The organism is Streptococcus oralis (assembly GCF_016028255.1).
Taxonomy (GTDB): Bacteria; Bacillota; Bacilli; order Lactobacillales; family Streptococcaceae; genus Streptococcus; species Streptococcus oralis_AC.
Map to the genome: position 1 here is coordinate 1648631 of NZ_CP065707.1, position 12247 is coordinate 1660877.

The 12247-nt window shown below is 35.8% G+C and carries 11 protein-coding genes and 1 other annotated feature; of the genes, 1 reads left to right on the top strand and 10 read right to left on the bottom strand.

Annotation, left to right across the window (positions count from 1 at the left end; translation table 11 throughout):
* Positions 1-13: 13 nt before the first annotated feature.
* The 4 genes from I6G42_RS08100 to I6G42_RS08115 form a co-directional block, all read right to left on the bottom strand.
* Positions 14-544: a YutD family protein gene (locus I6G42_RS08100; protein ID WP_038805427.1), complete on the bottom strand. Its 531-nt coding sequence runs from the start codon at positions 542-544 to the stop codon at positions 14-16.
* 155 nt (positions 545-699) lie between these two features.
* Positions 700-1305 (bottom strand): superoxide dismutase SodA, encoded by a 606-nt coding sequence (gene sodA / locus I6G42_RS08105; protein WP_000974728.1) that lies wholly within the window; start codon positions 1303-1305, stop codon positions 700-702.
* Positions 1306-1374: 69 nt separating this feature from the next.
* Positions 1375-2412, bottom strand: a complete 1038-nt coding sequence (gene holA / locus I6G42_RS08110; RefSeq protein ID WP_038805428.1) for a DNA polymerase III subunit delta — start codon at positions 2410-2412, stop codon at positions 1375-1377.
* Positions 2413-2444: 32 nt separating this feature from the next.
* On the bottom strand, positions 2445-3380 hold the full coding sequence (locus I6G42_RS08115) for a dihydroorotate oxidase (RefSeq protein ID WP_038805429.1): 936 nt from the start codon (positions 3378-3380) through the stop codon (positions 2445-2447).
* Positions 3381-3585: 205 nt separating this feature from the next.
* Between I6G42_RS08115 and gdhA the strand changes: the two genes are divergently transcribed.
* Positions 3586-4932: an NADP-specific glutamate dehydrogenase gene (gene gdhA / locus I6G42_RS08120; protein WP_038805430.1), complete on the top strand. Its 1347-nt coding sequence runs from the start codon at positions 3586-3588 to the stop codon at positions 4930-4932.
* A 21-nt stretch (positions 4933-4953) separates the two neighbouring features.
* Here the strand turns inward: gdhA and I6G42_RS08125 are convergent, their stop codons facing one another.
* From I6G42_RS08125 to I6G42_RS08150, 6 genes are all read right to left on the bottom strand, one after another.
* Positions 4954-5520: a hypothetical protein gene (locus I6G42_RS08125; RefSeq protein ID WP_038805431.1), complete on the bottom strand. Its 567-nt coding sequence runs from the start codon at positions 5518-5520 to the stop codon at positions 4954-4956.
* 684 nt (positions 5521-6204) lie between these two features.
* Entirely contained in the window at positions 6205-7092 is an 888-nt protein-coding gene (locus I6G42_RS08130; RefSeq protein ID WP_038805432.1) for a hypothetical protein, read from the bottom strand.
* Complete coding sequence (locus I6G42_RS08135) at positions 7085-9526, bottom strand: hypothetical protein (RefSeq protein WP_038805433.1); 2442 nt, start codon at positions 9524-9526, stop codon at positions 7085-7087. The genes I6G42_RS08130 and I6G42_RS08135 overlap by 8 nt, the downstream gene beginning before the upstream one ends.
* 226 nt (positions 9527-9752) lie before the next feature.
* Positions 9753-10118 (bottom strand): 50S ribosomal protein L7/L12, encoded by a 366-nt coding sequence (rplL, locus tag I6G42_RS08140; protein ID WP_001196969.1) that lies wholly within the window; start codon positions 10116-10118, stop codon positions 9753-9755.
* Positions 10119-10193: 75 nt separating this feature from the next.
* Positions 10194-10694, bottom strand: a complete 501-nt coding sequence (rplJ, locus tag I6G42_RS08145; protein ID WP_001287274.1) for a 50S ribosomal protein L10 — start codon at positions 10692-10694, stop codon at positions 10194-10196.
* 38 nt (positions 10695-10732) lie between these two features.
* Positions 10733-10868: a sequence feature (ribosomal protein L10 leader region), on the bottom strand.
* 62 nt (positions 10869-10930) lie between these two features.
* Positions 10931-12190, bottom strand: coding sequence for a TRZ/ATZ family protein (locus tag I6G42_RS08150; protein ID WP_038805434.1), 1260 nt, complete (start codon positions 12188-12190; stop codon positions 10931-10933).
* Positions 12191-12247 lie beyond the last annotated feature (57 nt).

The following is a 12247-nucleotide window of genomic DNA, read 5'->3' on the forward strand; positions in this document are numbered from 1 at the left end:
CTTATTTCTCTATCTATTTCTGACGAATGACAAAATGGCGCTGTCCCTTGTCCTCTTTCTGAGACTTTTGGTCCTTATGACGACGTCTATTTCGCTTATCCGCATTTGGTTTTCTCTTGTTTTGCGAAGGTTTCTTTCCTCTTCTAGGAAGGTTTTCCTCATCCTTTTTACGCATTTTTTTGTCAAATGAAGCCCGCTTCGGTGCTTGATTTTCTAGGACAAAATAGGCACAACCATAACTACAGTACTCTAAAAGATAATCCTGTAAGCGACTTATCTTTTCATTTTTTTCATCTGTTCGATCGTCTTTATAAAAGCCACGTAGACGAAGCTGTTCATTGCTCCAGTCCCCCACGACATAATCAAACTTGGTCAACACTTCTGAAAAGCGTTGATTAAAGACTGTCACATCGAAGGCATCCTTGATATTTTCAACCAAGGTAAAAGCAATCCCTTCAGTCTCAACCTTATCCCCATTTACATGAAATTCTGGGCCAGGAAACTTGTTATAGTTGTATAATTCAGGTGCAATTTCTTTACGCATAGTCTTCCTTTTCCACGATTACTTAACACTCTATTTTACCATAATTTCTAGCAGTTAGCACATTTCTCATAAAAATGAAAAAAGTCTGACGATTCTGTCAGACTTCTGCTTTATAACCTTAAAAAGAGAAGAACAATTCTTCCCTCCATATTTTATTATTTAGCTGCTGCGTAAAGCTCGTCTACTTTGTTCCAGTTAATGACTGAGAAGAAAGCTTTGATGTAGTCAGGACGAACATTGCGGTATTTCACGTAGTAAGCATGTTCCCAAACGTCCAAGCCCAAGATTGGTTTTTTACCTTCTGAGATTGGTGTGTCTTGGTTTGCTGTTGAAGTTACTTCAAGCTTCCCTTCTTTGTTAACAACCAACCATGCCCATCCAGAACCGAAGCGAGTTGTAGCTGCTGCTGTAAAGGCTGCTTGGAACTCTTCAAATGAACCAAATGTTGCATCGATTGCTGCTGCAAGTTCTGCTGATGGAGCAGTTTTTTCAGGAGTCATCAATTCCCAGAAAAGAGCATGGTTCAAGTGTCCACCACCATTATTGATAAGTGCTTGACGGATATCAGCTGGGATAGAGTCTACATCAGCAAGCAAAGCTTCAAGGTCTTCACCAATTTCAGGGTGTTTTTCAAGAGCAGCATTTGCATTGTTGACATAAGTTTGGTGGTGTTTGTCATGGTGCAAGTGCATTGTTTCTGCATCGATGTATGGTTCCAAAGCGTCGTATGCGTATGGAAGGTCTGGTAAGATAATAGCCATCTGTAATACCTCTTTTTCTTTCTATAAGAAAATGATAACGCAATCATCCTCTTTTTTCAAGTTTTTTGCTCAATTTGCTTCTGCCGCGATCTGCAAAAGTGCCTTTTCAAACAGGTACCCTTTTTCATAGACACCTGTCTTAATCTGGTAGTCTGTTTCAATCAAATAAGAAATCGCTCGCTTGAGAAAGGCCAAGGAAATCCCTCTCGAATCTCTCAATGCAAACTTGATTTGATAAGGATTAGGGTTGCGCCCCAAGTAAGTTCCCAGACTGCTTGCAATCTGCGATTCCGTCTGACCAGTCTCTGATAAAATCTTCACTTGGGTAAAGGTACGAAACTGTCCTAACATGACAGCTATGAGCTTGATCTCATCCTCTCCTTGCAAGGTCAAGTCTCTAACCAGGTCACGGGCCAGGTCAATCTTCTTAGCTAAAATAAACTGAGTCAAATCAAAAATATTGTCTTGCAAAGTCTTTGGAATAGCTCCGACAATATCCTTCTCCTCAATCACGCCGTCTGACTTATAAGACTGCAAAAAGAGGAGATTTTTCTGGATTTCGCTAAACTGAAAACCAGACTTGATGAGGAGATTTTCAAAGGATTGCCCCACAAACTGCAAACCTTGTGTCTGACTCCATTTTTGGAAATACTGGCGCAGTTCTTGTTCCTTGGGTTCAATAGCATCAAAGACAGTCGCATCACGTTTGAGCAGTTTGACCAGCCGTCTTTTACTATCTAGCTTTCCTTCAGCAAATATCAATAACTTGGTTGTTGGCGAAGGGTTATCAAGGTATTCCTCAAATGACTTGAGCTCATCATCTGTTAAAAAGCGTTTTTTGGCTGTTGTAATATCAACAAAATGGTCTAATATCACGATTTTCTCATCCGCAAAAAAAGGGAGACTGACCAACTCCAACTCTAAGTCTTTATAAGCTACTTCTTTCATATCAAAGTAAGCAAAGTTGAGAACAGCTGGATCATAACCAATCTGCTTCAACACTTGTCTCTTCATAACTTCAAACTGACCCTGATCTGTCCCTGTAAATAGGTTCAAGCTAGATAGATTTGATAAAGTCAACTTCTGACTGTCTTCTATGGCTAGCATCTTCTCTCCTTTCTTCTGATCTTTTAGTAACTTTAACCAATATAGCGCAATTTCCCACGAAAATCTTCTAGGTTTTCGTACCCTTTTTCCGCCATGATTTCTTTTAGTTCATTGGTAATGCGTTCAAAAGCACCGACGCCTTCTTTGTGGAGCGTCGTTCCTACTTGCACCATACTAGCACCACAGAGGATGTGTTCAAAGGCATCACGACCCGTTAGAACACCACCTGTTCCAATGATTTGGATTTGCGGATTGAGACGTTGATAAAAGGCATGGACATTAGCAAGAGCTGTTGGTTTGATATACTCTCCCCCAATCCCACCAAAACCATTTTTAGGACGAATCACGACCGACTCGCCTTCTATATAAAGGCCGTTTCCGATAGAGTTAACACAGTTAACAAACTTGAGCGGATATTTATTGAAAATAGCAGCCGCTTGATCAAAGTGGACAATATCAAAATAAGGTGGCAATTTGATCCCAAGAGGTTTGGTAAAGTAGACAAATACTTCTGCCAAGATACGGTCTGTTGTCTCAAAATCATAAGCAATCTGAGGCTTTCCTGGAACATTTGGACAAGAGAGATTGAGCTCCGTCAGTCCTTTAAACTCACTCTCTTGAACTTTTTTCAAGATGGCATGTGTTTCTTCTGGAGACATGCCAACTAAAGATAGAAAGAAAGTTCGGTTTGGCTCTTTTTCCTGCAAATCCAAAAGATAGTCCAGATAATAGTCTAAGCCATTATTTGGCAAACCCATAGAATTGATGGAGCCAAGTGGAACATCCTGGTAACGTGGTTCAGGATTTCCATGACGAAAGTCCAAGGTCGCAGTCTTCGTAACAAAAGTACCCGCCGCTGAGTTTTTGACTCCTTCAAGTTCCTCTACCGTCATACAAGCCACACCCGCTGCATTCATCAAGCAATTGTCAAACTCAAAGCCAGCTATTTGTGTTTTCGTTGATACCATGATTCTGATCCTCCAGATTCCTTTTATTTCTAATATTATACCATAATTTAAGATTTTCTCTTTGAGAAACTAATTTCTATATAAAACGTTCGGTTTTATAAATTGAAAGAATTTTTAGAAAATTTCTGTTTTTTTCTTTACACTCAAAAAAAATTCTGCTATAATGGCTCATGTAATAAAATATAACAACAAAAAGGAGAACGATATGACATCTGCTAAAGACTATATCCAAAGCGTGTTTGCAATTGTGAAAGCTCGTAACGGGCATGAGGCTGAATTTCTCCAGGCGGTTGAAGAATTCTTCAGCACTTTGGAACCTGTATTTGAAAAACATCCTGAGTATATCGAAGAAAATATCTTGGCACGCATCACTGAACCTGAGCGCGTGATTTCTTTCCGTGTTCCTTGGGTTGACCGTGATGGAAAAGTTCAAGTCAACCGTGGTTACCGTGTTCAATTCAACTCAGCTGTTGGACCATATAAAGGCGGACTTCGTTTCCACCCAACTGTAAACCAAGGAATCTTGAAATTCCTCGGCTTCGAACAAATCTTTAAAAACGTTTTGACTGGACTTCCAATCGGTGGAGGTAAAGGTGGATCAGACTTCGATCCTAAAGGAAAGACTGATGCTGAAGTGATGCGCTTCTGCCAAAGCTTCATGACTGAATTGCAAAAATACATCGGACCATCACTCGACGTCCCAGCTGGCGATATCGGTGTTGGTGGACGTGAAATTGGTTACCTTTACGGTCAATACAAACGCCTTAACCAATTTGATGCTGGTGTCTTGACTGGTAAACCTCTTGGATTCGGTGGTAGCTTGATTCGTCCAGAAGCAACTGGTTACGGTTTGGTTTACTACACTGAAGAAATGCTCAAAGCTAATGGTAACAGTTTTGCTGGTAAGAAAGTGGTTATTTCAGGTTCTGGTAACGTAGCTCAATACGCTCTTCAAAAAGCAACTGAACTCGGCGCTACTGTTATCTCTGTATCTGACTCAAACGGTTATGTCATCGACGAAAATGGTATTGACTTCGATCTTTTGGTTGATGTTAAAGAAAAACGCCGTGCTCGTTTGACTGAATATGCAGCTGAGAAAGCAACTGCTACTTACCATGAAGGTTCTGTATGGACTTACGCTGGTAACTACGACATCGCTCTTCCATGTGCGACTCAAAACGAAATCAACGGCGAAGCAGCTAAGCGCTTGGTTGACCAAGGCGTTATCTGTGTATCTGAAGGTGCCAACATGCCAAGCGATCTTGATGCGATTAAAGTCTACAAAGAAAACGGAATCCTTTACGGACCTGCCAAAGCTGCCAACGCTGGTGGTGTAGCTGTATCAGCGCTTGAAATGAGCCAAAACAGCCTTCGCCTTTCATGGACCCGTGAAGAAGTTGATGGACGCCTCAAAGACATCATGACAAACATCTTCAATACAGCTAAAACAACTGCTGAAACATACGGACTTGGTACTGACTACCTTGCAGGTGCCAATATCGCTGCCTTCGAAAACGTAGCCAACGCTATGATTGCACAAGGTATTGTCTAAGAAATATGCTAAAAACCTCAATCAAAACGATCGAGGTTTTTTTGAAGCTTCATCTTCTATCAAAACTTCTTCTTCCATAGCATTTTTTATTTTTTTGCCCAAAGATAATAACGTTTCTACATCAGAGGGTTTGCTTGTCCCGAGAGGATTCCAAGTAGAAGATGATAAATTTTCATATTCCTTAGACCGAACTCGAAATTTAATATTATCCCCCTTGGTGTCTATGTCTACATTTAAGGCTTTCGCCCCCAGTTTAGGCTCCTTATTTTTTATCCTACAGAAGATAACTTCTCCTGATACAATCTCCTTTCCATTACACCAAATCCTAATATTTCTTCCAGATAATTCTACGACAAAATTCTTCACTAGACTACCTTGTATTTTTTTAATTAAAAGAAAACTAATACCAAAAAACACTAATACTATCGTATAAAGAAAAAGAGGTTGTGATTTAAAAAAATCATTCAGTTTTAAATAGAATACAGCCAACTGTATTCCCAATACAGGAAGCATGAGGAACATGGGAAAAAGGACACCAATTATTATATCTGATTTTGCTGTTGTCGCTGTAAATTCATATCTTTCCATCAATATCACCTTTATAACATTTCCTTTTTATAGAACATTAATCCCATACTAAGACGGATGCATCAGGGAGTTCAATCTCCCTTTCCCCTAGCCAAGATAAATTTTGAACTATTCTAAGGATATTGTACCACTATTTCTGCAAAAAATAACTTAGCAAACATAATCTCCTTCCACAGATACATCATCGCTTTATCGAGCGCTGGAGTTTGATTGACATGGTTCTCTAATCAAACTCCAGAACTTTATGATGAAAGTCTTATGGAACAACTGGAGACACTTTATCAATTTTCTCTTTTCAATTATAAAGAAAAACCGCTACTCCTAAGAATAGCGGTTTAATCATGTTTTTAAGCTACTAAAGATTCAATATACTCTACCTTTTTTAAAAATAATATTTTAGTTGTAGTTACTATAAATCGTAACAATAATTTCTATTAGAAAATGAACTTTTTTTAAATAAAATTACACTTCGAGCTCCTTTATGATTTGCTTCTCTTCTTTGGAAAGATTAAACAAATTAAGAACTAATAAATCGATTTTTTCTTTAAATAATTCAAAAATTATTATTCTTAGATTTTATATTGTAATTTTAAACTTGTTTTTAATATCACGATTACATTTTTTTAGATGAAATTATCTCATTATTTAAAAATAATTTTTACTTAAAGTTAGATTAAATATATATTAGTCCCATACAATCTTTCTCAACTCAGAGCGCGTGAGTTCTCCACGTTGGAATTTTTCCCATGACTCCTCATAATTTATGTTTTTCATAGTTGCTTTTATTTTGAATTTTTTGTTATGTATATAATTTGATACCAGTGATTTATTAATTTTATCAAGTATATATTGAAGCAGTTTTTTCTGGAATAGTTTTCTCTGAATTTCATTATACAGTATATAACTATCTGATAGGTCATCTAAAGAAAAGTTAAGACCTAAACCTCTCATTTTTCTAAGCAATAATTTAGTGTTTTTATCTCTATGAACGCTAAAATTATATGTTGCTACTTTTTTTATTAATTCTAGTGATTTAGATGTTGTATTATATTTTTCAGCCTGTTTTGCAAGCTTTGTAAAATGATTCTTTTTAAAACCTATTTCTCTTAAGTTAAAAGTGATTAACGTACCTTCGTTGATATCAAACTCAGAAATTTCATTCCTTCCTATCTTATAAAAAAATTTATTTTTCTTCAATATTCCCTTAACTTCACTAATATATATAGAACTAATGATTTTAGACGTGTTACCTTGTTTATCGATTTGCTCTTCATATTCTGGCTTAATAAAAATGTATGCCTTTCCGTAAATAGCAATGCTGTACAGAACTCTATCTATATTTTGTCCAAAATCGTAGGAAAAATAATATCTGGAAGCCTTATGGAATAATTTAACAATTTCAGAGTCGTTTGGTGTAATTTTATAAAAATCTTCTCCATTATGCCTTCCTTCATTTAAAGAAAACTCGTACCCAGAAAATAATTCTCTACAAATTAGTTGTAAATACAAACCTTCTTCGGGTTGTTTATATAACTTTTCAATTTTTTTACTTACTTTTATATCCTTAATCATTTAATTCTTTCTCCCACGAAAAACTAGAATGAAACCTCTTTTCTTCAGGGACTAGAGGATTAATGCAGATAACCCAGAATAATTCTGAAGGATTTGTTCTGAATCCATCATCCAAAATACTAGGGCAAAATACTCTTATTAATTTGCTATCAGTTTTAATTTTCGTTCCAAACATTGTGTTTTCAGTTTCTATGTTAGCAGTATTTATTATTGCTTTTACAACATAGTCATTCCAATTATTTGCTATGAGATCTCTTGAGTTCATAAAGTACCTTAGCTGATTTCTTAAATTCACATATTCCGTATACTGAATTGCAAGCTCTTTTGAATTTTCTTCATTATTATTTTGAAAGAATATTTCGGAAGTTTCTTTAACAATTTCACTCCATTCTTTATCATTAAAAAATTCACCCCATATTATACCAAGACCACCAAGCTGAGCCCATTCAACAATCGGACAAGTAATCATATAATAAATATATTCTTTCCTATACAGATTTTTATTTTTATTAAAATATAATCTAATATATTCTTGATATAAAGGCATTATCTGAGTAATAATTTCAAAATTCTTTTTAAATTGTTTTTTATCTGAATTTACAATAGCTTCAATAGTATCTCTTGAGATTTGATTAAAGCATTCTCCTAAAAAGTCAGGAAATTCTCCTTCTCTATCCCAATTTTTTACAGTAAAAATACTTGAACATTTTCTATACATTTCTGGAATGTCTTGTTTGATTTCTCTAAATTTTTCTTTTAATTCATCCAATCTACTCTCTTCCCATGAATCTTCAGAATCAATATGACAACTAAATAGTTTAATCTCCAATTGTTTTGCAAATTCTAAAAAAATTGTCAACTCAGATTCGTACTTATAAAATTTAGAGATTAAAATACAAGATTCATAATACATTTTTTTCTCAAAAATAATATTACTTAAGAAATATATATGTTCAATTCCTTCTTTTACTACATCATATAATAAATTTACATAATCAAATTCTTCCTTAGCTACATATTGCTTGATCAACCAAACAGGAGTAATACGTTGCTTCTCGACATTAATCTCTAACAATATTTTTTTAAAAATATCTATATCTCTTCTACCTCGAATAGTCTCTATAGAATTAAATGACTTTCCAGTATCAATTCCATCTATAACAGCTTTACTTATTTTATCAATGTCTAGTGTCTTAAAATAATCTCTTGATTCTAAAATGATATTTAAATATAGAACAGAAATATATTCAATAACTGCAATAAAGGAAATATTTTCTTCCTTATTTTGAACTTCAATAGAATTTTGAATAATGTTATTTATCCAGTCTATATGTTCTAGGTAATAGCTCGCTTCTTTGTATTTAATTGCAGATTGACAAATTTTATCTAATACAACTAAATAACTGTATACAGTTTCAAAATCTTTTTCTTTTATCAAGTAGTTTACACATGTCTTGTTTATAGCCATCAATTCATTTTCAAACCAATAAATATCTGCTTCTTCTTTTGTACTTAACGGCGTTCCCGTATCTAATGCTACTAATACCTCTATATTATCTGCTAAATGCCATTGTTGATATTTAGATTTTTTTCTAAACCAGAGTGAATCCTTTGGTAAACCCTGTTTAATTGACCAATATTTATTTATTAGTCCTAAATTTTTACACATAAAATTAAATACAGAAGAATTATCGGCTATGTCTGGATTGCAACCATATTTTTGAATTATTTTTAGTAACTCAATTCTATTTGAAGTAACTTTTCTAAAATAAGCCTGATAGCTATTATCACTAACGTATATTTTATGTTTAAGATTTTTTGAAATCACTCTTTCTAAATATAAATGTGCATCATCTGATAATCTAAAAACATCAGATAACTGATAAATTCTATTCCCTGTAATTCCAAAGTATATAACTACAAGTATAGACCATATTATCAATACTGAAACAGTTGCCCAACTAACTTTACAATTCAATAATAATTCAACTAGTATAATTGTTCCATAAATAATAAAACTACTAATTACATCTAAACTCCTAACAGTCAAATGATCATATTGAAAAGCGATTGCAATTTTTTCAGGTGCATTAGCATATCTTGTGGAATATACACTTGAAATATTAGAACAATACAAACCTAAAATCACACCAGCAACACCTAGTTCCCCCAAAATAACATCTCCTAATAGATTACTTTCTATTATCGTTGTTACACTAAAATTTAGAAGAATTCTATCAACTATCCCTAAAAGCAAAGCTAAAACAAGTCCTTTTATTGCACCAGAGATAAATCTTGCAAAAAGAATATTTCTAAAAGATTTATACTCTTTGGATAATTGCCATTTACTATTTATTTTTAAACGTATTTTTTTAATATAAAAAATAAAATTTAATATTTTATTTCTAATACTCCAGTATATTGCTGATTTCATTTCTTTTACCCGTGTTTTCTAATTAAAAAATATATCAGTCTTACAAATAATACTAAAATTTAATAACTAATATATTCATTATATCAAAAAATAAAGAAAATCCCACCAAACATTTGTTTGGTGGGATTTAGGTGGAGAATGAAATCATTTTCCACCATATTTCGCTATTTGACATTACTCAAAATCTTGCTAAACTGGGATTTCGCAATGTAATTGCGTACCCTTATTATTTAAGAGTAACTGAAGCTCCAGCTTCTTCCAATTTAGCTTTGATTTCTTCTGCTTCTGCAGTTGGAACGCCTTCTTTGATGACACCTGGTGCACCATCAACAAGTTCTTTAGCTTCTTTAAGTCCAAGACCAGTGATTTCACGTACAACTTTGATAACGCCGACTTTCTTGTCGCCTGCAGCTGTCAATTCAACGTCAAATGAATCTTTAGCAGCTTCTTCAGCGCCACCAGCAGCAGCTACAGCTACAGGAGCAGCCGCAGTTACACCAAATTCTTCTTCGATAGCTTTTACAAGGTCGTTCAATTCAAGGATTGAAGCTTCTTTAATTTCAGCAATAATGTTTTCAATGTTCAATGCCATTGTTATTTCCTCCAAATAAGTTTTAAATTTTATAATAGTTTTTTTCGTAGCTAGGCTACGCTACGTAGCTTAAGATTAAGCTGCGTCTTCTTTGTTGTCTGCAACCGCTTTGACTGCAAGAGCAACGTTGCGCACTGGCGCTTGAAGTACAGAAAGGAGCATAGAAAGAAGTCCTTCGCGGTTTGGAAGAGTTGCAAGAGCAACGATTTCTTCTTTAGATGCGACAGCGCCTTCGATTGCACCACCTTTGATTTCAAGTGCTTCAGCGTTTTTAGCAAAATCGTTCAAGATTTTCGCTGGTGCGATAACATCTTCGTTAGAAAATGCTACTGCAGATGGTCCAACAAATACTGATGCAAGATCTTCAAGACCAGCTTTTTCAGCTGCACGACGCAAGATTGAGTTTTTAATGACTTTATACTCAACTTCGCTTCCACGAAGCTCACGACGAAGAACTGTATCTTGCTCAACTGTCAAACCACGAGCGTCTACAACGACGATAGATGCAGCAGCTTTCATTTTTTCAGCTACTACGTCAACTAGTTCCGCTTTTTTAGCAATAATTGCTTCACTCATTAGTGTGTTCACCTCCGTAATTATTTTGCTTGGGGAATTTTTCCAAAAGAAAAACGCGCCCAAACCTAGACACGAAAGTACAATACGCTTCTTTTTACATGATACGTTTTGTCCTCGGTAGGATATTTATGAGTCGAGCTCCCCTACTGTCTTAGGCAGTTTTTTCAAACCGTATATAAGTATAGCATAGACAAAAAAAGAATGCAAGATTTTTGCAAACTTTTTTTAAAAATTTTTTAAAGTTCTACTGTCAAAACTTGACCTTGCTTGACCACCTGTTCTCCATCGATATAAACATCATCGACATCACTGGATTTGACAGCATAAACCAGGTGAGAGAGCATATTTTCCTGAGGTTGAAGATGGATTTTTCCTTGTGGTTGAATGACCAGAAAATCTGCCTGTTTGCCAACTTCTAGGCTTCCTATCTGCTTTTCCATTCCTAGAACCTTAGCACCTTCTATTGTCAGAGCTTTGAGGGCTGTTTCGATAGGAAATTGACTGGCATCTCCACTCTTCATTTTCTGAAGGAGGGCTGCAGTCCGTCCTTCCTCAAACATATCTAGATTGTTATTAGAAGCTACCGAGTCAGTCGCAATTCCGACTGCTACCCCTGCTTTTTGGAGTTGAATAATTGGAGCAATTCCTGAGGCCAGTTTGAGGTTACTAATAGGATTGTGAGCGATAGCCACTTGAGAGGTTGCCAAACGTTCAATTTCCCGCTCGTTTAATTCGACCCCATGAGCAAAAACAGACGGATGATCTAAGTAACCCAGTTCTTCTAGAAAGGCGAGGGGACGTTTGCCATAGCGTTTCAGGATAATTCCTGACTCTTCCTTGGTCTCCGCTACATGGATATGGATAGGAATGTCCAGCTCTTTTGCCATATCTAAGCTCGCTTGAAGCAAGTCTTTGCTACAGCTGTATGGAGAATGTGGCGCTACCATAACCTTGAAATTTGGATCTTCATATCCTAAGATTTCCTCGATGATAGCTCGTGTTCTGCTTATGGTCTCAGCAGTTGTTTCTGCCTCTGAAGAAAAGAGGGTCGGTGAGAAATAACAACGCATCTTGGAAGCCTTGACTGCCTGATAAATTTGCTCAATATCCACACCATTGGGATTATACATATCGTTGAAGGTTGTTGTCCCTGACTGGAGCATCTCCGTCAAAGCCTCTTTGACCGCCTTGGTAGTCATGTCGGGAGTAAATCCTGCTTCTGCTGGCCAAATATAGTTATTGAGCCATTCATGGAGATTACTATCATCCCGGATCCCTCGCAAGCCTGTCATGGCAGAATGGGTGTGGCAATTGACCAAACCAGGCATGATCCAGGCTCCCTGATAATCTATAATCTGCTCAGCTTGCTCTAAAATTTCTTGCTTCTCTTGACCAACATAGACGATTTGAGATGCTTCAACAGCTAAGAGACCATCCAAATAGACATGGAAATCTTGGTCACAAGTCACGATATTTACATGCTGATAGACTTTCATTGTTTTCTCCTTCTAAGACCTTGATTTTTTCTAGCTATTGTAACAAAAAAGTCACCC

Bases quoted from the DNA above. Each gene is read 5' to 3' on its own strand.
- I6G42_RS08150 (WP_038805434.1), bottom strand. From the start codon at position 12,190: ATGAAAGTCTATCAGCATGTAAATATCGTGACTTGTGACCAAGATTTC.
- rplL (WP_001196969.1), bottom strand. From the start codon at position 10,118: ATGGCATTGAACATTGAAAACATTATTGCTGAAATTAAAGAAGCTTCA.
- I6G42_RS08130 (WP_038805432.1), bottom strand. From the start codon at position 7,092: ATGATTAAGGATATAAAAGTAAGTAAAAAAATTGAAAAGTTATATAAA.
- I6G42_RS08125 (WP_038805431.1), bottom strand. From the start codon at position 5,520: ATGGAAAGATATGAATTTACAGCGACAACAGCAAAATCAGATATAATA.
- sodA (WP_000974728.1), bottom strand. From the start codon at position 1,305: ATGGCTATTATCTTACCAGACCTTCCATACGCATACGACGCTTTGGAA.
- rplJ (WP_001287274.1), bottom strand. From the start codon at position 10,694: ATGAGTGAAGCAATTATTGCTAAAAAAGCGGAACTAGTTGACGTAGTA.
- I6G42_RS08100 (WP_038805427.1), bottom strand. From the start codon at position 544: ATGCGTAAAGAAATTGCACCTGAATTATACAACTATAACAAGTTTCCT.
- I6G42_RS08115 (WP_038805429.1), bottom strand. From the start codon at position 3,380: ATGGTATCAACGAAAACACAAATAGCTGGCTTTGAGTTTGACAATTGC.
- I6G42_RS08135 (WP_038805433.1), bottom strand. From the start codon at position 9,526: ATGAAATCAGCAATATACTGGAGTATTAGAAATAAAATATTAAATTTT.
- holA (WP_038805428.1), bottom strand. From the start codon at position 2,412: ATGCTAGCCATAGAAGACAGTCAGAAGTTGACTTTATCAAATCTATCT.
- gdhA (WP_038805430.1), top strand. From the start codon at position 3,586: ATGACATCTGCTAAAGACTATATCCAAAGCGTGTTTGCAATTGTGAAA.